Origin of the sequence: Microcystis sp. M144S2, assembly GCF_020246065.1 — a bacterium.
Lineage (GTDB): Bacteria > Cyanobacteriota > Cyanobacteriia > Cyanobacteriales > Microcystaceae > Microcystis > Microcystis ichthyoblabe_A.
In genome coordinates, this window is the sequence record NZ_JADBTR010000145.1 from 52,998 (window position 1) to 76,042 (window position 23,045).

General features: G+C 41.6%; 27 protein-coding genes. 17 read left to right on the forward strand and 10 right to left on the reverse strand.

Annotation, left to right across the window (positions count from 1 at the left end; all coding sequences use genetic code 11):
- Positions 1–129: 129 nt before the first annotated feature.
- The gene (locus IM462_RS16855; RefSeq protein ID WP_002760270.1) at positions 130–423 is read left to right on the forward strand and encodes a hypothetical protein; all 294 of its coding nucleotides are present in this window, start codon (positions 130–132) and stop codon (positions 421–423) included.
- Here IM462_RS16855 and hrcA read toward each other — a convergent pair.
- Entirely contained in the window at positions 410–1,486 is a 1,077-nt protein-coding gene (gene hrcA / locus IM462_RS16860; protein ID WP_287701974.1) for a heat-inducible transcriptional repressor HrcA, read from the reverse strand. The two genes, IM462_RS16855 and hrcA, sit on opposite strands and share 14 nt — an antisense overlap.
- 157 nt (positions 1,487–1,643) lie before the next feature.
- On the reverse strand, positions 1,644–1,982 hold the full coding sequence (locus IM462_RS16865) for a rhodanese-like domain-containing protein (RefSeq protein ID WP_002744103.1): 339 nt from the start codon (positions 1,980–1,982) through the stop codon (positions 1,644–1,646).
- 356 nt (positions 1,983–2,338) lie between these two features.
- Here IM462_RS16865 and sbcC point away from each other — a divergent pair, with 356 nt between their 5' ends.
- The 3 genes from sbcC to recJ all read left to right on the forward strand — a co-directional run bounded on the left by sbcC (position 2,339) and on the right by recJ (position 7,988).
- Positions 2,339–5,362, forward strand: a complete 3,024-nt coding sequence (gene sbcC, locus IM462_RS16870; RefSeq protein ID WP_287701977.1) for an exonuclease subunit SbcC — start codon at positions 2,339–2,341, stop codon at positions 5,360–5,362.
- Positions 5,363–5,381: 19 nt separating this feature from the next.
- Positions 5,382–5,636, forward strand: coding sequence for a MoaD/ThiS family protein (locus tag IM462_RS16875; protein WP_287701979.1), 255 nt, complete (start codon positions 5,382–5,384; stop codon positions 5,634–5,636).
- A gap of 69 nt (positions 5,637–5,705) precedes the next feature.
- Positions 5,706–7,988 (forward strand): single-stranded-DNA-specific exonuclease RecJ, encoded by a 2,283-nt coding sequence (recJ, locus tag IM462_RS16880; protein ID WP_287701981.1) that lies wholly within the window; start codon positions 5,706–5,708, stop codon positions 7,986–7,988.
- Between the two features lie 34 nt (positions 7,989–8,022).
- On the opposite strand, the gene IM462_RS16885 is transcribed toward recJ, so the two are convergent.
- On the reverse strand, positions 8,023–8,970 hold the full coding sequence (locus IM462_RS16885; RefSeq protein WP_287701983.1) for a fused MFS/spermidine synthase: 948 nt from the start codon (positions 8,968–8,970) through the stop codon (positions 8,023–8,025).
- 313 nt (positions 8,971–9,283) lie between these two features.
- Here IM462_RS16885 and accA point away from each other — a divergent pair, with 313 nt between their 5' ends.
- The 3 genes from accA to IM462_RS16900 all read left to right on the forward strand — a co-directional run bounded on the left by accA (position 9,284) and on the right by IM462_RS16900 (position 11,037).
- On the forward strand, positions 9,284–10,273 hold the full coding sequence (gene accA / locus IM462_RS16890) for an acetyl-CoA carboxylase carboxyl transferase subunit alpha (protein ID WP_287701985.1): 990 nt from the start codon (positions 9,284–9,286) through the stop codon (positions 10,271–10,273).
- Positions 10,274–10,403: 130 nt separating this feature from the next.
- Positions 10,404–10,694 carry a nucleotidyltransferase family protein gene (locus tag IM462_RS16895; protein ID WP_002736589.1) on the forward strand — a complete coding sequence of 97 codons (291 nt, stop codon included), beginning with the start codon at positions 10,404–10,406 and terminating at the stop codon, positions 10,692–10,694.
- The gene (locus IM462_RS16900) at positions 10,684–11,037 is read left to right on the forward strand and encodes a HepT-like ribonuclease domain-containing protein (RefSeq protein WP_002790805.1); all 354 of its coding nucleotides are present in this window, start codon (positions 10,684–10,686) and stop codon (positions 11,035–11,037) included. Before IM462_RS16895 ends, IM462_RS16900 begins: the two co-directional genes overlap by 11 nt.
- 213 nt (positions 11,038–11,250) lie before the next feature.
- Here the strand turns inward: IM462_RS16900 and IM462_RS16905 are convergent, their stop codons facing one another.
- The 3 genes from IM462_RS16905 to rplU all read right to left on the reverse strand — a co-directional run bounded on the left by IM462_RS16905 (position 11,251) and on the right by rplU (position 13,023).
- Entirely contained in the window at positions 11,251–12,183 is a 933-nt protein-coding gene (locus IM462_RS16905; protein ID WP_287701987.1) for a phytanoyl-CoA dioxygenase family protein, read from the reverse strand.
- Between the two features lie 146 nt (positions 12,184–12,329).
- Complete coding sequence (rpmA, locus tag IM462_RS16910) at positions 12,330–12,599, reverse strand: 50S ribosomal protein L27 (RefSeq protein ID WP_002744094.1); 270 nt, start codon at positions 12,597–12,599, stop codon at positions 12,330–12,332.
- A 34-nt stretch (positions 12,600–12,633) separates the two neighbouring features.
- A complete protein-coding gene (gene rplU / locus IM462_RS16915; protein ID WP_149989476.1) occupies positions 12,634–13,023 on the reverse strand; it encodes a 50S ribosomal protein L21 in 390 nt (129 codons plus the stop codon).
- Between the two features lie 195 nt (positions 13,024–13,218).
- Here rplU and murQ point away from each other — a divergent pair, with 195 nt between their 5' ends.
- From murQ to IM462_RS16965, 10 genes are all read left to right on the forward strand, one after another.
- Entirely contained in the window at positions 13,219–14,139 is a 921-nt protein-coding gene (gene murQ / locus IM462_RS16920; protein ID WP_287701989.1) for an N-acetylmuramic acid 6-phosphate etherase, read from the forward strand.
- A 27-nt stretch (positions 14,140–14,166) separates the two neighbouring features.
- Positions 14,167–15,657, forward strand: a complete 1,491-nt coding sequence (locus IM462_RS16925; RefSeq protein WP_287701991.1) for a site-2 protease family protein — start codon at positions 14,167–14,169, stop codon at positions 15,655–15,657.
- 180 nt (positions 15,658–15,837) lie between these two features.
- On the forward strand, positions 15,838–16,182 hold the full coding sequence (locus IM462_RS16930; RefSeq protein ID WP_287701993.1) for a DUF4164 family protein: 345 nt from the start codon (positions 15,838–15,840) through the stop codon (positions 16,180–16,182).
- A 235-nt stretch (positions 16,183–16,417) separates the two neighbouring features.
- Entirely contained in the window at positions 16,418–16,783 is a 366-nt protein-coding gene (locus IM462_RS16935; RefSeq protein ID WP_287715410.1) for a DUF4164 domain-containing protein, read from the forward strand.
- 109 nt (positions 16,784–16,892) lie between these two features.
- A complete protein-coding gene (locus tag IM462_RS16940) occupies positions 16,893–17,471 on the forward strand; it encodes an esterase/lipase family protein (protein ID WP_287701995.1) in 579 nt (192 codons plus the stop codon).
- A 94-nt stretch (positions 17,472–17,565) separates the two neighbouring features.
- Positions 17,566–17,946 carry a ssr2422 family thylakoid membrane protein gene (locus tag IM462_RS16945; protein ID WP_287701997.1) on the forward strand — a complete coding sequence of 127 codons (381 nt, stop codon included), beginning with the start codon at positions 17,566–17,568 and terminating at the stop codon, positions 17,944–17,946.
- A gap of 69 nt (positions 17,947–18,015) precedes the next feature.
- A complete protein-coding gene (gene rplI / locus IM462_RS16950) occupies positions 18,016–18,474 on the forward strand; it encodes a 50S ribosomal protein L9 (protein ID WP_002737358.1) in 459 nt (152 codons plus the stop codon).
- 99 nt (positions 18,475–18,573) lie between these two features.
- Positions 18,574–19,158 (forward strand): chromophore lyase CpcT/CpeT, encoded by a 585-nt coding sequence (locus tag IM462_RS16955; protein WP_287701999.1) that lies wholly within the window; start codon positions 18,574–18,576, stop codon positions 19,156–19,158.
- 22 nt (positions 19,159–19,180) lie between these two features.
- Positions 19,181–19,984, forward strand: coding sequence for an exodeoxyribonuclease III (xth, locus tag IM462_RS16960; protein WP_287702001.1), 804 nt, complete (start codon positions 19,181–19,183; stop codon positions 19,982–19,984).
- A 134-nt stretch (positions 19,985–20,118) separates the two neighbouring features.
- Positions 20,119–20,670 (forward strand): hypothetical protein, encoded by a 552-nt coding sequence (locus tag IM462_RS16965; RefSeq protein ID WP_287702003.1) that lies wholly within the window; start codon positions 20,119–20,121, stop codon positions 20,668–20,670.
- A 3-nt stretch (positions 20,671–20,673) separates the two neighbouring features.
- On the opposite strand, the gene IM462_RS16970 is transcribed toward IM462_RS16965, so the two are convergent.
- From IM462_RS16970 to IM462_RS16985, 4 genes are all read right to left on the reverse strand, one after another.
- The gene (locus IM462_RS16970; RefSeq protein ID WP_002782546.1) at positions 20,674–20,991 is read right to left on the reverse strand and encodes a hypothetical protein; all 318 of its coding nucleotides are present in this window, start codon (positions 20,989–20,991) and stop codon (positions 20,674–20,676) included.
- 122 nt (positions 20,992–21,113) lie between these two features.
- Entirely contained in the window at positions 21,114–22,004 is an 891-nt protein-coding gene (gene crtR, locus IM462_RS16975; RefSeq protein ID WP_287662728.1) for a beta-carotene hydroxylase, read from the reverse strand.
- A 162-nt stretch (positions 22,005–22,166) separates the two neighbouring features.
- On the reverse strand, positions 22,167–22,586 hold the full coding sequence (locus tag IM462_RS16980) for a helix-turn-helix domain-containing protein (protein ID WP_287170686.1): 420 nt from the start codon (positions 22,584–22,586) through the stop codon (positions 22,167–22,169).
- Positions 22,570–22,869, reverse strand: a complete 300-nt coding sequence (locus IM462_RS16985; protein ID WP_004163263.1) for a type II toxin-antitoxin system HigB family toxin — start codon at positions 22,867–22,869, stop codon at positions 22,570–22,572. Before IM462_RS16985 ends, IM462_RS16980 begins: the two co-directional genes overlap by 17 nt.
- Positions 22,870–23,045: the final 176 nt, after the last annotated feature.

Below are 23,045 nucleotides of genomic sequence, written 5' to 3' on the forward strand. Positions count from 1 at the left end.
TTCCTATTTGTGATGATAAACAGAAGTTATTAAAAATGGCAGGGGTGCAGGGGATGCGCCCAAAATTTAACATAGGGTGTTATTCTCTAGACGGTAAGCTGAAAATTCCTATAACTTTCCTAGCCACCGATGAGAGCGATCGCTAAAGATGATATTCTTTATATTCACCATGAGGATGTACCTGTTTATAAAAAAGGGGGTTCAGTGGTGAGAAATAGTTATTTTTGGGCGCTAAAATCGATCGCCTGTGGAGCGCGTCGGGGACAGGATTGGGAGTTTGATGCGGAGGTGTGGGTGGCGCTGGTGCGGATGTTGCTCTGTTTTGCCAATTCTGGCTATTTGGGGGATGGTGAGACAATTTTAGAGTTTACTGTCGATTGTCCTATTCCCGAACCTTTGCGGGGGATATCTACTTACTTATAGCCTCGCTGAGATAGTTAGCGGTGGATTCTACTAGGGGAATAGTATTTTCGTATAACATTCGCGTCGGTCCGATAATGCCAACACTACCGACGGGAGTATCTCCCTGTTTATAAAAAGCGGAGATAAGAGTACAAGGACGCATGGATTCCAGAGGATTTTCGGAACCAATGGTGATTTTGACTTTTTTAGCTGATTTTTCCGGTTCTGGTCTTTGTAAAATCAGGGGTAAAAGGCGATCCTGTTCTGCTTCCAATAGATGCAGTAACATTTGTACTTGTTGCCATTGGGCGAATTCTGGCTGTCGAATGACTTCAGCAACACCATGGACGATAATCTCTGGGATGGCAGTGGATTGGAGACTAGCGCTGATTTCTTGGCTTAATTGTTGGAGAAAATGAGTATAACGGGTAAATTCTCGCTCGATTTGCTGCCAATCGAGGTTAATTAAATCTGCCAAGCAATAACCTTTTAATTTTTCCCCGAGAAAATTAGAGAGGATTTGTAATTCTTCTGCTAATCCATCCTCCTTGTCCGTTGCCATAGACTCAGGAATCTCTATCATAACCGAGCGTGTTTGTAAACTATCTGTAACAATAATTAACATGATCTGCCGGTTCGAGACAGGGATTAATTGCAGATGACGCAGGGTATTGGTGAGGGTGTGGGGGAGGGTAACGATAGCGATATAACCGCTTAAACCGGCTAAAAATTGGGTGGCCCGTTGTAGCAGACTTTCGAGACTCCAAGCGGGAGATTTAGCGTTTTTATGCAGATAATAGCCGATTTTTTCGCCGATACGGTCATCGGGAGTCATTAACTCATCGACGTAGAGACGATAACCCCAATCGGAGGGAATGCGTCCGGAGGAAGTGTGGGGTTGATAGAGTAAACCTTCTTTTTCTAGTTTACCGAGAGCATTGCGAATCGTGGCGGAACTAACAGTAAATTTGTACTCCTCCAGCAGAGTTTTCGAGCCAACCGGTTCGGCTGTGGCGATATAATGTTGAATTGTCGCCTTTAAGATATGTTGATAGCGATCGCTGAGATGGTTTCTAGCGGACATAGGGGAATAATCTTAACAAAAGATTTATAACATTTTTTTAGACAGTATAACGCTTAATCAGTTATCAGTTATCAGTTATCAGTAATCATTAGTCAGTCCTCCGTGGGGAGAAAGGGGATAGTTTACCCCTCTCTTTTCCCGATGGGGGCTATAAAAATTAGTAACGGGGAATATTAGGATCGACGAGGAGGGAATAAGCATCGATGCCGCCGTTAATATTCTTAACATTAGTAAAACCCTGACTTTGTAGCCATTGGCACATCTGTAGGGATCTCATGCCATGGTGACAGATAACGAGGGTTTCCGCTTGGGGGTTGAATTGGGTGGCAATAGTGGGCGACCATTCTTGGTATTGACTCAAGGGTAAAATGGTAAAATTGGCCACAGATGCCATGGCAACCTCCTCCGGTTCGCGCACATCAATAAGTTGTAAATTAGGATCATGATCGGCTAAACGGAGAGCGAGTTCATGGACGCTAATTTCGGGAATGCTCATAGATTTGGTTTTAAGAATCGGTTATCTTTCCTTTAGAGTAGCAAATCGAGGGACCCTGAGCGGTTATCTGTGAACAGTGCCTAGGTTGTGATGATGGTGAGGAGAATTCTGAGGAACAAAAAAAGCGCATTTGTCCCCGGCTGGATTTCAGTTAAGCTTTGATCAGAGGTTATTGCAGGAGGGAGTTATTGATACCGAATAGATTCACCCAGATGTATTGCGCTGAAGCTATCTTTTCCCCAGTTTTTTATCCTCTGATTAATTTCTAACTTATACTGCATTCTCCCCATCTCCCCATCTCCCCATCTCCCCATCTTCCCATCTCCCCACTTCCCCACTTCCCCACTTCCCAGCTTATGATTCCCCTACAATTAACCCTGAAAAATTTTCTCAGTTATCGCGAGGCAGTGCTAGATTTTCGCGGATTACATACTGCCTGTATTTGTGGTGCCAATGGTGCGGGAAAATCCTCTTTACTCGAAGCAATTACTTGGGCAATTTGGGGAGAAAGTCGCGTCTCGATTGCTGATGATGTCATTCATGCGGGCAGCGATTATGCGCGGGTAGATTTCGAGTTTAGTTATGGGGGAGAAATCTATAAAATTATCCGTAGTCGTCACCGGGGGGGAAAAGCTTCTGGTTTAGATTTTCAGGTGATTAATGATCAAAGTTTTCGTCCTTTGTCGGGCAAAAGTATTAAAGATACCCAAGCACAGATTAATACTTATCTAAAAATAGATCATAAAACTTTCATTAATTCTGCTTATTTACGACAGGGACAAGCGGACGAGTTTATGAAACAGCCTCCCAGTGGTCGTAAACAGATTTTAGCAGAATTATTACAACTCGATCGCTATGAAATTTTAGCAAATAAAGCTAAGGATATATCGAAACAATTTGATGGACAGTCCCTCCAGATTGAGCAGCAAGTAGAAACGATAAAACTCCGTCTTCAGGAGAAAAATTCCTATCGGGAACACCTGCAAGAGTTAAGCACCCAAATTAACCAAATTAATCAAGAACAAGAGGTAAATAATCGGCGTTTACAGCAACTGCAAGGGGAAGAAAATCAGCGTCAGAATTGGGAAAAACAGCTGCAGTGGCAAAGAGAACAGGAGCGAGCTTTATTAGCAGAAATCGAGAGATTAGACCGGGAAAAAGTTAGTCTAGACAATCAATTAAATCAAATAAGGACTATTCTTCATCGCAAAAATGAGATTATTACCGCACACGAGCGCCTAATCAATTTAGACCAGAAAGAGGCCAGTTTGTCAAGTCAATTGCAAGCTTGGCAACAGGCCCAGTATGATAAACAACAATTAGAACAGAAATTACAGCAAAAAATTAACGAATTTACCCTTCCCATCCAACAAACGAGCGCTCGTTTAGAAGAATTGGGAAGACAGGAACAAGAAACTCAAAAAATTATCGAGCAAGCGGGAGATATTCAAGCAGGATTAGAGAAGTTAAATTATCATCGTCAACGTCTTCAGGAATTGGATAGATTAGCTTTAAAATATGCTCCTTTAAATAGCCGAAAAGCTGATCTAAATATGCAGTTGGAACGGGAAAAAGCCAGGATTAATGCTCGTCGGGAACAACTGCAAAGAAATCGGCAACAATTAGAGACAGAAATCGCTCGTATTCCTCTACTAAGAGAGGAGGCTCTCAATTTAGCCAAACGGATTAAGGAACTAGACAAAAAACAAACCTATTGTGAACGAGTGGAAGAAAAGGAAACCGTTAAACAAGTGGATAAAAAAAGTTTATTGGATCAACAGAAAAGATATGAAGAACAACTTTTGGAGTTAACTGATAAATTGGAAAAATTAAATATTCCCGATTCGGTTTGTCCTCTGTGTGAACAGAATTTAGACAGTCATCACCGTCATCAGGTAATCAGGAAAACCCATCAACATCAAGAACAAATTCAAGAGCAAATTTGGTCCCTACAGGAACAGATGGCAGACTGCGATCGAGATTTAAAACGTTTACGCGAGGAATTAGCCCAAATTAAACAAGAATTGCCAGCAAGATCGAATCTACAACAAAAATATGTGCAGTTGGAAGTCAAGTTAGAAACTATTGAAGAAAAGGAAATAGAACTAGAGAAAACCGAGGAGATACTTGTCGAGTTAGAAGCACTTTTAAGCAGTGGCAATTATGCCTTAGAACTACAGCAAGAATTGCAAATTGTCAATCAAGAAATCGCCCTATTAAACTATGATGAACAAAGTCATGCTTTAGTCAGAGGAGAAGAAAAAAGATGGCGTTGGGCAGAAATTCAAGAATCAGAACTTAAGCAAGCAAACCGTCGTTTAGCTAATATCAAGGCCGAGAAACCTAATTTAATTAATCAATTAGCTAGACTAGAACAAGAGAAGCAAGAACTAGGTCAAAATTCCCCAATTAAACAGGAAATTGAACGCTTAGAAAAGCTTATTCAAAACTTAAATTATGATCGCAGTGAACATCAGAATATTCAAAATCTGATCCGACAATTACAGGGGGTAAGATTACAGTATCAAGACTGGCAACAAGCAGAAAAAAATTATCCAGAAATAGCCGCTAAAATCGCTGACATTGAGCAAAGATTACAACTGCGAAATGAGGATCGCCAGAAGATAAATCAGGAGTTAGTAAATATTAGTCAAAAGATTGGTACTTTGACTGACTATCGCCAAGAAATAGCCGCATTATCGACTAATATTCAACAGCGAAGACAGATAATTGATGGATTGCTCTCCCAAAAAGGTCGGGTTGAGGAGAAATTACATCAACTAGAAACTTTAGGTAAACAACTGACAGAAAAAGAAAGCGATTTAGCTAAAGTTAAAAAACAATATAGAGTTCATAAAGAGTTAGCCCTAGCTTTCGGCAAAAATGGTTTACAAACTCTGATGATTGAGAATGTTTTACCAGAGTTAGAAGCCCAAACTAATCATATTTTAGCTCGCTTAACTGGTAATCAATTTCATGTGCATTTTTTAACCCAAAAAAGTGGTAAAGGTACTAAGAAACAGCAACAAAAGTCAATCGATACTTTAGATATTATTATTGGTGATACCCGGGGATCCCGTCCCTACGAAACCTATTCAGGAGGAGAAGCTTTTCGGATTAATTTCTCGATTCGATTAGCTTTAGCGAGATTATTGGCACAAAGAGCCGGAACAGCCCTACAAATGCTCATTGTTGACGAAGGATTCGGAACTCAGGATGCGGAAGGATGCGAGCGCTTAATCGCGGCAATTAACGCTATATCCGCCGATTTTGCCTGTATTTTGACTGTAACCCATATGCCCCAATTTAAAGAAGCTTTTCAACATCGCATCGAAGTCCACAAAACCGAACAGGGTTCTCAATTAATGTTATTATCCTAGGAAAAATATTGATGTAAAGATGGAAAAAATTACGGTCACAGTAAAACTATTTGCTATTTATCAAGAAGTCTATCAAACTTCACAATTAAACCTTGAATTTCCTGCCTACACTTCCGTTACAGAAGTGTTAAACTATATTATAGCCCCCTATCCTCAATTAGAAAGATGGCGGGATGTTACTCGTTTTGGAGTCAATCTCCAGTTTGTTTCGGGAGAGAAAATCCTCAAAAATGGCGATGAGATAGTTTTAATTCCCCCCGTTAGTGGTGGCTAAATGGAGATAGGGAAAATCACAAAAGTTGACTGTCACCTTTCTTCCTTATTACTTTTTCCTTGATATCCCGTGTCTAACTGGCAAATTCCCCCATCGGTGTCTCTTCCCCAAGAGTTTTTAAAAATAGTCCAAGACTACACCCCAGAGTCGGATGGCAGCGTCGTAGCACAAATATTATGGCATCGCGGTGTCCGGGATGGGGCGACTCTGGGGACGTTTCTGGATGAGAAAGCTTATCAGTCAAAAACTCCCTTTGATTTTGGGCAAGAAATGAACTTCGCCGTCAAAAGACTGGAAAAAGCCCTAAATAAAGGCGAAAAAGTGACTATTTGGGGTGATTTCGATGCCGATGGTGTCACCGCTACCAGTGTCCTTTGGGAAGGATTGGGGCAGTTTTTCCCACCCTATCAACAGTTAGATTATTACATACCCGATCGCCAAAAAGAATCCCACGGCCTCAATTGTCCCGGTATCGAGAAACTAGCGCATCAAGGAACCAGTTTAATCGTCACCTGTGACACGGGAAGCACGAATATCGCTGAAATTGACTATGCAAAAAGTTTAGGCATCGATATTATCATCACCGATCATCATACCCTACCCGACGAGCGCCCCGAGGTGATTGCCCTGATTAATCCCCGCTACTTTGTGGAAACCCATCCTTTCTATCATCTTTCTGGGGTTGCTGTTGCTTATAAATTAGTGGAAGCGATGTATTTAACCCTTGCAGATATTCCCAGAAAAACCCTAGAAAATTTACTGGATTTAGTTGCGATTGGTTTAATTGCCGATTTAGTCAAATTGACGGGAGAATGTCGTTATTTAGCCCAAAAAGGTATGCAAAAACTGCAAAATACTCAGCGATTGGGAGTTAAAAAATTACTGGATTTATGTAACAAAACCGGAGATAGACCGATGGATATATCCTTCGGTATTGGACCGCGAATTAATGCCGTCAGTCGCATTTATGGCGATGCTAGATTTTGTGTGGAATTACTTACCAGTGAAGATGAAAAACGTTGTCACGAATTAGCTGAACAAGCGGAATTAGCCAACATTCGTCGCCAAGAAATCCAACGGGATATTATTAAACAAGTTCAGAAAAAACTAGAGAGAATTGATCTTTCTACCACTAATGTAATTATTTTAGATGATCCCCAATGGCCGGCGGGAATTTTAGGATTAGTTGCGGGACAAATTGCCCAAGAATACCAGCGACCAACAATTTTATTAAGTACCAGTGAACCACCTTTTGCTAAGGGTTCCGCTCGGTCAATTCGCGAGATCGATCTCTATCAATTAGTATCCTCTCAATCCCATCTTTTACATCGTTTTGGTGGTCATCCTTTGGCCGCTGGTTTAAGTTTAACCATAGAAAATTTACCGCTATTTATTGAGGGAATTAATCAACAGTTGCGACGCACAGGAATTGATTTAACTTCCCTTTCTTCTCAGATAGAAGTGGATGCAGTGGTCAGGGTTTCCCAATTGGGAAAAAGTCTATTTCGAGAATTAAAATTACTGGAACCCTGTGGGATGGGTAATCCGACACCGAAGCTATTAATTCAAAATTGTTATTTTCACAATCTTTGGCATAACAATCTTGAGGATTTAAAAGGCAAAAAAATAGCTTATCCCCGGACAACTTTTGAGATCTGGGATAGTTCAATTGAGCAGGGTTTCCCCGGTATGTGGTGGGGTCATCACAAAGACGAAATTGCTGCCGATACCCGTTATGATGCTGTAGTCGAATTAGATTTTAATACCTACAAAAATCGCTATGAAGTGCGCTTAATTGCCCTGCAACCCTATCAACAAGAATCCCTAACCTATAGCAATAAAAAAGATTTTTTAATCGACAATCGCCATCGAGAAATTAGTCAAGAAGTTAGCCAATTAAATCCCCTTTTTCTCTGGGAATGTCCCCGGGATTGGACAAAACTTTCCAGAGAATATCAACAGGCAATTTTACGCGACAAAAAGTTAGTTCTTGCCTATGCTAGTCCTTTAAAAAAATCCGCTCACACCTCATGGATAAACCTTGTCGGGATCGGGAAATATTTAGCTAGAACTAAAACCAGCATTTCCTGTCAACAATTACAAAACCGCTTAAACCTCAGTTATCATACCCTAGAATTAGGATTAATTTACCTAGCAGAAAATGGCTTTAAAGTCAAGAAAAATCAAGAAAATTTATCCTTTGAATTAGTCAATCATGAGGCGAAAATTAATAAGATTGAGCAATTTCTAGAAGCGGTAGCCCTAGAAAACTTTCTCCAGCAATACTTTGCTACTGTTCCCCTAGAAATACTGCAAACAATTCTCAATCATGAAGACTCGATCGATTTCTAGTTATAACCCTTATTTACTGATAACTGATAACTGATTACTGATTACTGATTACTCCTTGACCGAAGAATTTCGGGGGTTTTGCCAGGGTATAAACTTCCGTATTTTGTGCGATTGCTTGACGAATATAGAGAGGAGTTTGTAACATTCCTAGTAAAGTCATGCCATCAATTAAACGTAATCCTCCCGTAGTTGTATCGGTGATTAATTCATCCACCACATCGGGATCGGGACGAGTATTTAAAGGATGATTAGCACAAAGAGTAAAACCCCAAGGAGAACCATAACTAGGAGTGGGAGCGCAATAGGAATGAACGTAGGGAAAAACTGCTTTTAAAGTATTCACCAAACGCGCATGATACATCACCGAAGGAGGAGAAACCGGGCCAGATTGGACAACAACAATGCCATTTTCGGCCAAAACTCTTTGTAGTTTTTCAAAGTATTCTTTCGTAAATAGGGGGAAAGAGGGACCCTCTTCGATGGGATCAACCAGATCAGAAATAATAATATCCCATTTATCATTAGTGGTGTCTAAAACTTCTAAAGCATCGGCCACAACTAACTCAAAACGAGGATCATCAAAAGTGCCTTGGTGCATTTCGGGAAGATGTTCCTTACAAGCTGCCACCACATCCCCATCGATATCGATCATCATCACTTTTTCGATTGTTTTCCAACGCAATAACTCCCGCGTTGTCGCACCTTCACCACCTCCCAGAATTAAAGCAGTTTTTGGTTCTTGGTGGGCAATCATTGCTGGTTGCACTAATGCTTCATGATAAATAAATTCATCCCCGGTACAAGATTGCCATTTGCCATCCAGTACCAAGGCTTTTCCATAGGCCCCCGATTCAACAATATACATCTCCTGAAAAGCGGTTTTTTTGTAGGCTAAAATCCGCGAAACCCCATGACTATAAATGTCCCAGGGGGTAATATATTCGTTAACCCATAGATCCGCTTTTAGTTCACTTCCTGCCATAACTAATCCTCCTTGGGGTGAAAAAGGCACGATCTATTATTATACGACAATTGACAAAATTCGATCGATAACCTGGAATTATCTCCGGGTAATCCCGAAGCTGCCGATAATCGATCGCTGAAAAACGGTAAGCTAGAAAAGATTAAGTAAGTAGTTATAATTAAATTGAAGATAGATTTTGCCTCTGATCCCCCCTGCCCCCCTTGATAAGGGGGGTGCCGATCCCCCCTTAATCCCCCATTGATAAGGGGGGTATTTGATAATTTTTAACGCCTACCTACTTAGCGAACAGTAAACTTCTAGCCACTAACCTATGACCAAAAACGAGACTACCGAGAAAAAGATTTTTCTCCTAGATTTTGAAAAACCCCTCTACGAATTAGAATCCCGCATCGAACAGATTAAAGAATTAGCCCAAGAAAATGGCGTAGATGTCTCGGAACAAATTAGTCAACTAGACGAACGAGCTAATCAATTACGTCGCGAAATTTTTAGCAATCTCACCCCTTCCCAAAGGCTACAATTAGCCCGTCATCCCCGGCGCCCCAGTACCCTAGACTATATTCAAGCCATCACCGATGAATGGTTCGAGTTACACGGTGATCGCGGTGGTTACGACGATCCTGCCCTTGTGGGTGGTGTTGCCCGTTTTAACGGTCGTCCCGTGGTGATTATCGGGCATCAAAAAGGCCGGGATACTAAGGATAATGTGGCTAGAAATTTCGGCATGGCTGCCCCCGGCGGTTATCGTAAAGCCATGCGTTTAATGGAACACGCCCATCAGTTTAATCAGCCGATTTTAACCTTTATTGACACCCCCGGCGCCTGGGCGGGGGTGGAAGCGGAAAAATTAGGTCAAGGAGAAGCGATCGCCTATAATCTTCGGGAAATGTTCCGTTTAGATGTGCCGATCATTTGTACTGTTATTGGCGAAGGTGGTTCCGGCGGCGCTTTGGGGATTGGTGTCGGCGATCGCCTATTAATGTTAGAGCATTCTGTCTATACTGTGGCGACTCCCGAAGCTTGTGCCGCCATTCTCTGGAAAGATGCCAAAAAATCTGATAAAGCAGCAGTTGCCCTCAAAATTACCTCAAAAGACTTAAAAGAGTTAAATATTATCGATCAGATCGTTCCTGAACCCTCCAGAGGGGCCCATGCTGATCCGATTAAAGCGGCAGCCAATTTAAAAGCCGCTATTAGTGAAAATTTAGAGACTTTATCTTTGTTAACTCCCCAACAACGGCGCGAATCTCGTTATCAAAAATTCCGCAATTTAGGCGTATTTTTAGAGGCTACAGCTTAATCAGTGATCAGTGATCAGATGTGAGTTTTCAGTGATTAGTTTGTTTTGTAGATTTGGAAGATTTCAGCTTCAGTTTAAGGGTTGCACCGACAAAGCTATAATATTGATGGCAGGTTCAAAGACACACCAAATGAAACGGGACGAGGTGCTGGCAATTCTAGAGGCACACCGAGAACAGTTACAAAAACTAGGGGTGAAATCTTTGTCTTTATTTGGTTCAGTGGCCAGGGATGAAGCTGATGCCGATAGTGATGTAGATTTGTTAGTAGAATTCGATCGACAAGGTGGTTTTTTTCAACTTCTGCAAGTACAGTATTATTTAGAAGATATTCTGGGATGCTCTGTGGATTTAGGAACTCAGGATGCCTTAAGAGAACATTTACGGGAACCTGTGCTTGAGGATCTGATCAATGCCTTCTAGAGATTGGCGACTTCGCCTTCAAGACATTTTAGAATCTATCAGTGAAATTGAACAGCGAACAAAGGCAATGACGTTTGAGGAATTTGCCAAGAATCAAACAAATATCAAAGCGGTTCTCTATGATTTTATTATTATCGGAGAAGCAACTAGAAATGTACCGAAGGAAATTCAGTCTCGCTATCCTCTTATTCCTTGGCGTTTAATGGCAGGAATGAGAAATGTTGCAACTCACGAATATTTTCAAGTTAATTTAAGTAGAATTTGGGCAACAATTCGAGAAGATTTGCCGACCTTAGTACCACAAATACAAGAAGTATTGTCAAGGGAAAAAAAAACAGAATAGTTGCGGGGCATTTGTCATATTTAGGGTTTGCTGAATGATGGTAAAACCCTTTGAAAATAAGACTTTTGACCTGTTAAAATCCGATGTTATACTAAATTTAGTTATTAAAGACGGATTATCTATTACCCCTATTGCCTCTCCTCATAAGTAGCCTATACTAAACGGATTTAGTATTAGTCCGATTATTTCCGAGTTATTAGTGGTAGATTAATCTTACCAATTAAAAGGTCCCAAAGCCCGATCGTTGTAATCGCCACCCTCGGCAATAAAATGAATTACCATCGATTTACGGGTTAGCAGGGTATTATTAATCTTCCCACCACCATGAATTAACATTCCGTGCCAGAGAAGAATCTCTCCTTTTTTAGCAGTAAATGATTGACAGTCATAATTCTGAGCGCGATGGTTAACATAATCTTGGTATTGGGGAATTTGAGCGGCAGTAATATTTTTAAGATTGACGGCGGGATAGTCTGGAAAAAATTCAGTTACTTTGATATTTTTATGAGATTTAGGATAAAAAATTAGCGGGCCAGCATCGGCGGAAATATCTTCCAAGGCAATCCAAACACCGACTAAATGATTAGCAGGATGAACATAAAAAACTGCCATATCCTCGTGCAGTCCTTGCTCTGTACCGTGCAGGAAGTTGATGGAATATCTCGGTTCGCAGGATTTGCCGATAATTAAATTAACTAAATCTCTCAGATTTTGATTGTCAAAAATTGCTCGAGCAGCGGGGGAAATCTCATGAAAGGCATGGAGTCGCCAAATAGAATTAACCAAGGCTTTTCTTTGCTCGATATCTAGGGCTAAAACTTGCTCGTGACTTAAACTCGCCGGTAGATTTTCTGCTTGAATGCCTTCAATTCTTAATCCAGGGATAGCCGATTCTAGGAAAAATAAATCGGCTAATTCTGCTACTAAATTATCGATCGCCGTTGCGGGAATTAAATCTTTGACAATACAATAACCCAATTCTCGCCAATGGTCAAGGAGTTGATATTCTCGTTCGGAAATTCGCCGTTGTTGACGAGCTTTTTGCAGGGATTTTTCCGCTCGCGAGCGATCTAACCAGGGTAATTCGGCAGTAGAATTGAAAGACCAGGGCAAATTTTTTAAGATATCGGCAATTTTAAAAATCATGGTGAGTCCCTCTTTTCCGAGCTACTTTCGGACTATTTTAATCTATGAGCGATCGATCTACCCTGTCAACAGATATAAATTATTTGAAAAACCCCCTAGGATGAGTTAGGAGGTTACAGGGAAAAAATTAATCAGGGTTGATGGGATTAACTAGCGCTAACTTCAGCAGGATAAACGCTAACTTGACGGCGACTTTTATCCTTGTATTCAAATTTGACCACACCATCAATTAAAGCGAATAAAGTATCATCGCCACCACGACCAACATTTTTACCCGGGTGAACTTTAGTACCCCGTTGACGGATGAGAATATTTCCCGCTTTTACCACTTGACCACCGTAGCGCTTAACGCCTAGTCTCTGGGAACGAGAATCGCGTCCGTTGCGGGTACTACCCGTACCTTTCTTATGAGCCATAATTTCTCTCCAAATGCTTTTTTGATTCTAAAAGTTATTCTTCTTCATCGCTACTATCTTCCACAACTTCAGCGACGGAGGTAGCAGCAGTGGCGACTAGGGTTTTACCGTTATAATTGATTGAATCAATCATAAAACGGGTAATTTCTTGACGATGACCGCGTTTTTTACGGGTTTTCTTTTTCGGGCGCATTTTATAAACAATAACTTTTTTGCCCCGACGATGTTGCATGACAGTGCCTTCGACGGTGGCCCCTTCGATAAAGGGCTGACCGATGCTAATATCATCCTCATCATGGATTAATAGCACTTTGTCGATGGTATGGGTACTTTGTTCATCGACGGGAAGAAGTTCGATATCGTAATAGCGACCTGGTTCTACCCGAATCTGTTTGCCACCGGTCTCAATAATCGCGTAACTCATAAATTTTCTGCGCTCGTTTTGCCGTACAGGTAGCTGAAAAAAATTCCAGCTTTTGTGCTAATGTCCTCACCTGATCCGAGCAGGAATTGACACAATTTACTATTATCTAATATCTAGGGTGCAATTGTCAAGCTTTTAGCCCACCGATTCGCTATATACTGAAAATAATCTTACGAAAAACTCAATTAAACCGTTATGGAACAGTGGGAAAGCAGAGGACACCTGTTAACCGAACAAATTAACCCAAACAGCCTAAATTTAGACCAATTAAACCCGCTCGAATTGGTGGATCTCTTCAATCGCGAGGATGCCCAAACCCTAAAAGCCATCGCCATGGCCCGGCAAGAATTGGCCCTAGCAATCTCCCTGACCAGTCAAGCTCTGGCTAAAGGTGGCAGACTCTTTTACATTGGGGCGGGAACCAGTGGCCGGCTGGGGGTTTTGGACGCGGCCGAATGTCCCCCCACCTTCTGCACTCCCCCGGAATTGGTACAGGGAATTATCGCCGGTGGAGCGGCGGCGCTGGTGCGTAGTTCCGAAGATTTGGAGGATAAAGCGGAAGATGGGGCGGCGATTATTGCCCAGCGAGAAATTCACGAATTAGACGTGGTAGTGGGGATTACCGCCGGGGGGACAACCCCCTACGTTCACGGGGCTTTACAGGCGGCAAAACAGCGAGGTGCGACGACGATTGCCATTAGTTGTGTCCCCGCCGAACAGGTGGAGATCGCGGTGGATGTGGATATCCGCTTATTGACCGGACCAGAACTTCTGGCCGGCTCCACCCGTCTGAAAGCGGGAACGGTGACGAAAATGGCTTTAAATATCCTTTCCACAGGGACAATGGTAATGTTAGGCAAGGTGTACGGCAACCAGATGGTCGATGTGGCTGTTACTAATCATAAACTCCATGACCGCGCCCTGCGGATTATCTGTAACCTTAGCGATATTAGTCGTGAGGAAGCGGCTATTTTACTGGAAAAAAGTGGCCGCCGGGTTAAATTGGCTTTGTTAATGCAGAAAACGGGACTTTCGGCGGCCCCAGGACAAGAATTGTTACAAAAGCATCGGGGTCAATTACGGGCCGCCCTGCAAGCTTATAATCAAATTGATTGATAAAAACCTATTGATTTTGACTTTCCTATGGTTAATATTTCTTCGGAAATTGCTGCGGTCGCTGTTATTTTCCTCGTCGCTGGTGCTATCTTGACTTGGAGTTTTTATCGAGCTAAACCCTACGGCCAACTGGGAATTTTACCTTGGTTACAATCCTTGGTACTCATAGCTCCTTGGTTAATTTTTTTCGGGCTATTTGCGGCGGGAATTTATCTCAATCTAGCGGTAATTCTCTTTTTACTGGTTGCTTCCACCATTATCTATATTTATTTGGGCAACCGTTTACGCTTACTGAAAACCAATCAGATAATTGAACCGAAAGTTAACCCGGCAGTTAGCCAGTCCGTTACTCCTCTAGAAACCCCGGCAGCGGTGACAGCAATTGTACCCGATGTGATGCCAATTTCCGAAGAGGATTTAAAAGTTATTCAGAGTATTTTTGGGATAGATACTTTTTTTGCTACCGAAACTATCTCTTTTCAGGAAGGGGCAATTTTTAAAGGCAATTTACGGGGAGAACCAGACATCGTTCACTCTCGCTTAACCCAGAAATTAAGTAATCATTTTGGCGATAAATATCGTTTATTTCTGGTGGAAGGAACCGAGGAAAAACCTGTGGTAATTATCCTTCCCAAAACTAACGATCCTAGTCCTGCCACTCTTGCTCAAAAAAATCTCTCTTTAGTTTTGTTAGTAGCCACCATTGTCACCAGCTTAGAAGCGGCGGGAATTTTATTGGGTTTTGATTTGTTTAGTAATTGGCAGAGATATCGAGAAGCAATTCCCCTGAGTTTGGGTTTATGGTCGGTATTAATTGCCCACGAAATCGGTCATCTAATTATCGCTAAACGCCATAATATTCGTCTCAGTTTACCCTATTTTCTTCCCACTTGGCAGATTGGTTCTTTTGGGGCGATTACTCGTTTTGAATCTTTATTACCTAACCGCAGTGTCCTATTTGATATAGCTTTCGCTGGTCCTGCTTTGGGAGGTTTGGTTTCTTTAATCTTGTTAATCGTTGGACTGACTTTATCTAATTCGGCCAGCCTTTTTCAAATCCCTAGTACCTTTTTCCAAAGTTCAATTTTAGTGGGTTCTTTAGCGCGGATAGTTTTGGGCGACGAGTTACAAAATGCCGTTATCTCCGTGCATCCTTTAACTGTTATCGGTTGGTTAGGATTGGTGATTACCGCCCTTAATTTACTGCCTGCTGGACAGTTAGATGGTGGCAGAATTGTTCAGGCTATTTATGGTCGCAAAATTGCCCGCCGCACCACTGTGGCTACTTTGGTTATTTTGGGCATTATTTCCTTAGTTAATCCCAGTAATCCGATTCCTCTCTATTGGACAATTTTAGTCGCTTTTTTACAAAGAGAGTTGGAAAGACCGAGTTTAAACGAGTTAACCGAACCCGATGACACCCGCGCCGGTTGGGGTTTATTACTACTCTTTTTAATGTTGGCGACTCTGATTCCTTTAAGCCCTAGTTTAGCGGGACGGTTAGGAATCGGTGGCTAAATACTTCCCCGAAGTTCTTGCCATTGATTGCCGTCAAAAAAAAGCTTGACAAAAACTCAAGTCTTGACTTATAATTTTCTTACAATGGGAATCCGTGTCCGCCGATAGACCCCTGATTTTTCCTTAAAATATAGCCTCCAGCATCTACCCCTGAAGATTTGACTTTTGGAGTTGCTCAAAATGTCTAACGAAACTGTCACTTATTCCCTAGAAGCTGTCCTGACAAGGATTGAGGGGAAAATCGATACCTTGCAACAGGATGTTAATCAGAAAATTGATACCTTGCAACAGAATGTCAATCAAAAAATCGACACCCTACAGAGAGAAGTTAATGAACGGCTAACCAAGCTAGAAATAGGACAGACAGAAATAAAGGGGGATATTAAGACTTTAGACGAAAAAATCGAGGGATTAACTGCAAGGGTTGCCTATCAGGAATTCACCAATCGAGGAATTCTAATAGCATTGGTAGTCGCCATTTTAGGAGGTGCCGCTAAACTTTTTTGTTTTTTCCCTAATCCTTAGAAGTTGCCGGTAGCCGTACCTAGTAGATAGGCTCTTACCCAAAATTTTTCGCTCATTACCCCGATCATCCGTTAGAATAGATTCAGAATTCAAGGATAAAATCTCATCTATGAATCCCGTTGTTTTGGTGCATGGTTTTCTGGACACTACTGCTGTTTTTAAATAGTCTAGTCAAGAGTTATTTAGAAAAACATCCAGCTATTGTACCTATTCAATCCGTTGGGAGTTGCTCAAAATGTCTAACGAAACTGTCACTTATTCCCTAGAAGCTGTCCTGACAAGGATTGAGGGGAAAATCGACTCTCTGGAAAAACGTATTGATGAGAAAATCGACTCTCTGGAAAAACGTATTGATGAGAAAATCGACTCTCTGGAAAAACGTATTGATGAGAGATTTGACAAGATAGAAGACCGGTTAACTAAAGTAGAAATAGGACAGGCCGAACTCAAGGGAGATATTAAGGCTTTAGACGAAAAAATCAATGGATTAACTGCAAGGGTTGCCTATCAGGAATTCACCAATCGAGGAATTCTAATAGCATTGGTAGTCGCCATTTTAGGAGGTGCCGCTAAACTTTTTGGTTTTTTCCCTAATCCTTAGAAGTTGCCAGTAGCCGTACCTAGTAGATAGGCTCTTCCCAAAAATTTTTCGCTCATTACCCCGATCATCCGTTAGAATAGATTCAGAATTTAAGGATAAAACCTCATCTATGAATCCCGTTGTTTTGGTGCATGGTTTTTTGGACACTACTGCTGTTTTTAAACCGATGAGCGAGTATTTAAACCATCATGGTTGGCAGGTGCATAGTTTTAACCTAATTCCCAATCATGGTTACGAAAAGTTAGAAGTTTTAGCGGGTCAGGTGGACAATTATATCGAGAAAAACTTTGCTAAAGAGCAGAAAGTAGATCTGATTGGGTTTAGTATGGGAGGACTAATTACCCGCTACTACCTGCAAAGATTGGGAGGAGTGGCAAGAGTGCAACGTTACCTAAATATTTCTGCTCCGAATCGAGGCACGTTAACCGCGTATAGTTTACCCTTAGATGGGATTAGACAAATGCAGCCGGGGAGTCAATTTCTAGAGGATTTAAATCAAGATTGTCAACAAATTTTAAATAAAATTAAAACCACAATTATCTGGACTCCCTACGATTTAATGATATTTCCTGCCCATAGTTCCCGTTTATCGGTGGGCAAAGAAATTTCCATTCCCGTATTGCTTCATGCTTGGATGGTCAAAGATAGCAAAGTCTTAAAAACAATTAAAGAGACCTTATTAGAATAGAAATACTGGTTGTCTCCAACACTGGAACAAGGTCAAAATATGACCAATAAAAACGTTAATTATCATCAAAAAAGCTTGACTTAGGGTTATAATTGTGCTAGGCGATCAAATTCCCCTAGGTGTCACCATGTCCACTCAAGAACCCACCCTAACCGATGTTCTCAACGAATTGAAAAGCTTCCAAACAGCAGTAAATCAACGTTTTGAAGCGATAGACCAACGTTTTGAGGCGATAGACCAACGTTTTGAAGCGATAGACCAAAGTTTTGAGGCAATAGACCAACGTTTTCAGGAAATAGACCAAAGATTAGACAAGCTCGACTATAAATTTGACACTTACGAAAAAGCCTCCGAGAAAGTGCTGAGATTAGCCACGACAATTATTATCGCAGCCGCCACCGTAGCGGTTTTACCCTCGGCCTTTCAGGCAATCGGCCCCCTATTAACCCAAATCATCGCCGCCGGCAATAACTAACTTGTGATCGAGACTTGACGATTGCATGGTATGATAAAGGTTTTGGAACTATTGTTTTAGGTCAAGATCATGGCGAAACGAATGCAGGTTATCCTCAATCAAAAAGTCAGCAAATTAGGTGAAAATGGCGATGTGGTGGAAGTAGCCCCCGGTTATGCCCGCAATTACCTTATCCCCCAAGGTGTGGCCGTTTTAGCCACCAAGGGCGCGATTAAACAGGCAGAATTTAGGAAAGAAAAAGAGCGTCAACGTCTTCTTGCCGAAAAACAAGAAGCGGAAACCAGAAAAACTGCGATCGAAAAACTCAGTCCCTACACCATCCCTAAACAGGTGGGTGAAAACGAGGCGATTTTCGGTACTGTCACCAGTCAAGATGTGGCTACGGTTATTCTAGAAAATGCTAAATTAGAAATCGATCGCCGTGGTATTACCGTCCCCGATATCGGTCAATTGGGAGTCTATAAAGTACAAGTCAAACTCCATCCCGAAGTTAGTGCCGATATCGAAATTAAAGTAATTGCACAATAACAATTGTCGGGACATAGTTATCAGTAATCAGTGAAAATTTATCAGAGCGATTAACTAGCTGATGGCTGATAGCTAATAGCCATTCACATCTCAAAAACTATGACTCATCCCACGGATATAAAAACCCTAGCACGCTGGATGGCGGCGGATTTTAGTAATCAAGAACAAGCTTTTGCTAATCCGCCTTTTTTTGCCCATATTCGCGTGTGTATGCGTCCTTTACCCGATGAATTACTCAAGGGAACCAGTTTGTTTTTAGAGCAGGCCTACGATTTTATGCTCAATACTCCCTATCGTTTGCGAGTATTGAAATTATCGGTAGTCGATGATCATATTGAACTAGAAAACTTTAAAGTTAAAGAGGAAGCTAACTTTTTTGGTGCTTCTAGAGAACCCCAGCGTCTCAAAAATCTCAGCTTAGAACTATTAGAACCGATGGCGGGTTGTGATATGAATGTCACTTGGACAGGTAACAGTTTTAAAGGGATGGTGAAACCGGGTAAACAATGTTTAGTCTTTCGCAAAGATAGAATGACTTATTTAGATAATAGTTTTGAAATTAGTGAACGGGGATTAATTAGCGTTGATCGCGGTTTAGATCCCGAAACCGATCAATTAGTCTGGGGTTCGATCGCCGGTCCCTTTGAGTTTGTGCGTCGCAGTAGTTTTGCTGAGGAAGTGTGAGAAAAATTCTCGGTTTTTAGCTATGAAAATCGCCACATGGAATGTCAACTCGATTCGCAGCCGACAAGAGCAGGTAATTAACTGGTTACAACTCAATCCCGTTGAGGTTTTATGCTTGCAAGAAACCAAGGTAATCGATCAAGATTTTCCCAGAGAAGCTTTTGAATCTTTGGGTTATCATCTCTATATTTCTGGACAAAAAGCCTATAATGGTGTAGCGATTTTTAGCCAGAAACCCATGGACGATATCACTGTGGGATTTAGTCCCATTATCGGAGAAAATTTAACGGGAGAACTCGACGAACAGAAACGGCTAATTACTGGAGTAATCGGCGATATTCGGATTATTAATCTCTACGTTCCTAACGGTTCTTCTCTAGATAGTGACAAATATATTTATAAGCTTAAATGGTTAGAAACTCTCAGGAAATATCTAGATAAAATAATTAATTCTCAACCCCAAGAATTATGTATCTGTGGTGATTTTAATATTGCCTTAGAAGATAAAGATATTTATGATCCCAAAGGCAAAGAAAATCATATTATGTCTTCAGCTAAAGAAAGAGAAGCTTTAGAAAAAGTCTTAGAAATTGGTTTACAAGATGCCTTTAGAAAATTCACCTCGGCACCGGGACATTATAGTTGGTGGGATTATCGCAGCGGTGGTTTTGCTCGTAACCGAGGTTGGCGAATTGATCATCTTTATTTAACTCCTCAGCTATACGAAAAAGCCGTTAATTGTCTGATTGATCGAGAACCCAGGAAACAAGAAAAACCTAGCGATCATACCCCTGTTATTCTGGAAATATCAAGCAAAAATAGCTAAAGGATCAACCTAGACTTTGCACAGCCAGAATTTTGCTCTCTTAGCTTCCCTAACCAGGGACTTTCACCTTGAGGATTTATTCGGTAACGAGAAAATGCTATGATTCGGGTTGAATTTACCAAGTTTATTAAATTATGCGTTCTCCCCAATTAATTGTTCTATTGCTCGGTTTATCCCTTCTCCCCAGCATCTCCCCCCCTTTTGTCCACGCTAATCCCTCGATAGTGCCGGTGAAACAATCGAGTAATCGCGATGGGGGACAAACAATCAAGGAAGCGGAAATTAAAGCAATGATTCAAGACATTGAAACCGCTATTAAAGATAAAAATATCGCCCTAATCCTCAAACACTATGCCCCGTTTATTTCCTCGCAATTGACCATTAAAACCGATGCTAGTACCGAAATTTTTGAGTTAGATGGCATCACGGAACATAAAATATTTTTAGAGGAATCCTACAAAAATATTAAAAGTATAGAGGTTCTTTCTGAGAATTGGGACGTGGATATTCTTGCTAATAACGAGATGGCGATTATCACTCGCGAGCGGGTAGTCAATATTACCAACACCGAGGGTGATAACTATATAGTGGCATCGGCAGCGGTGGCTAAAGTCGCTCCCATCGACGGCAAATTGAGGATATTTTCCATTCAAGAAACCGCCGAAGTGGGACGCAGACCAAAATAATAATCAACCTCTCCGGTTGGGACTGGACCAACCCGACTCCCGCCGTCTTCTTCCCTCGATAAAACCGTCATCGTAGTCTCTGGAATTGCGCGGATTATCATAGCGGGCAAAGTTAAACCCGTCCTCTAGTCCGCGCTGAAATTCTTGCTCTGGTGGCACAAATCGATAACGTTGTCTATTATCCTGTACCGCCCGGTTGATTAACAAGGCCCCCGCCCCAATACCAACGGCCTCACCAAAGGTTAAAGACCTAGCATAATCGATGTTAATTGTCAAGAAAGTTGTTGTTAAAATTAAGGCTTTTCCCCAATGCTGACCCATAAAATCCTCCTTAAAAAAATCAAGTTGACAACAAAACCAGTACAGATACAGAGTTTCTCATAAGATCGACCACCGACTTCCCAAAATGAAAAGTTTGTACCTCACCATTACGATAAGTGAGATCAAGAAGTTTTAGAAGAATGGGAGTGAAAGCGAATCCCCAAAAAGACATCGTAGAGGAAACTCCAGAAATTCTTACCTTGCAGTAAACCTAAAGACTGTTCACACTCTTTTGCGTCTAAAAGCGGTTTAGTGGCATAGTATGCCGGTTGGTATTTGTACCAGGGAATCGACGGCCAGAGATGATGCACGAGATGATAATTCTGCCCTAAAATCAGCAGATTTAACAGGGGACTGGGGTAAACGCGGGCATTTTTCCAACGATTACGCTCTTGGAAAGGACGATGGGGTAGATAATCGAAAAATAAACCGAGGGCAATTCCCACCACTAAAGCGGGAACAAACCAAAAATTCATCACATAGCTGATAAAACCGTATTGACAGGCGACGATGACTATGGTAGCCACAAAAAGACGACTGAGGAACCATTCCAGCAGTTCGTATTTCCGCCAGAGTTGCCGCTTAAAAAAGAAAATCTCGTGATAAAAAAATCTGGCCGCAATCATCCACAAAGGGCCACCAGTGGAGACAAAATGATCTGGATCATTTTCGGGATCGTTAACGTGAGCATGGTGCTGTAAATGGACTCTAGTGAAGACCGGAAAGGCAAAACCGAGCATTAAAGCACTACCATGACCTAAAATAGCATTAAATGTCCGATTGCTATGGGCAGAATTATGAGAGGCATCGTGGATAACTGTCCCCGATAAATGTAAAGCGAGGACATTAGCACTAAAACAAATCCAGTCAGGCCAGGACCATAGCCAATAGCCACAGGTAGATAGGGTTATTAGGCTCAAGGCACTAAAAAACATGGTAACGTTTGGGTTGAAGCCCCCCGGTGCTTTTAAATACTCTTTGGGGACTGTCAGCAACATCTCGGCCGACTGCATTATGGGTGTTGCTCCTTATTGTGTTCGCTTTACTGGCGTAAATTATCATACTACGGCTTTTTCATAAAGTTTTGTAACATTATCTTAATTAATCTAAAGTTATGAAGAAAGTAAGGATTTGTTATATGGTCTTCCCCCCTCAGTCCCCGAGGGAAAGCGAGGCTACAAGAGAAAATCACGGGCGCTTAACGCCAGTTTCGCACTTAAACGATTAAAAAATTCGGCTAGAGACTCGGCTTGAGAGGGAGCGATCGCCTGTTTTCCCCCTATCACAGATTCTACCCTATCCCGATCGCCGAAAATATCGACAAGACACTCCCTATCGATATCGAATTCATCAAGTAAAGATTCTAACGTAGCGGCAGGATTTGTTCGGGCGATCGGATAATGTTTCCGCTCGTATTCTTCCACTAATAACACCAATAAATCGAATAATAGTCCTTCGTCATTGCTTAACTCCCGTGACATCATCCCTTCAATTATGCTTAAAAATCGCTCGTATTCTTGGGAGTTATTAATCGGTTTCGGTTGATACTGCAAGAGTAAATCACCATAGGTTAATGGATTAGAAGTAGGGATCATTTTTCCAGTTCTCCTTATTGTATTCAGCGTGACTTAGAATATATTTAACGAAAATGGTTTGACGAGAATAATTGATGTCAGCGATTAAACGGTATTTGTTTCCCTTGATATTAAAAACTGTAAAATTTCCCACCGCCTCCGCTTTCGGGTAGCGACCTTGAACCTCTACTAAATTTTTCCAGTTAGCCTTACTAGCGAAGTTATACCAATCCCTAAGAGCGTCTTCTGCGTCCGAGTGGCGCTCCCAAAACTCTCGTAATTTGACTTTACTGATCACGCCCATCGATCGCTAGTTTTATTGTTGTTTTTAACTTAGATAAGTAGCTGGTTATAATTAAATTAAAAATGGATTTTAGGTTCGATCCCCCCTGCCCCCCTTGATAAGGGGGGTGCCGATAGGCGGGGGGATCCCCCTTAATAAGGGGGGCATCTGATAATTTTTAACGCCTACCTACTTAA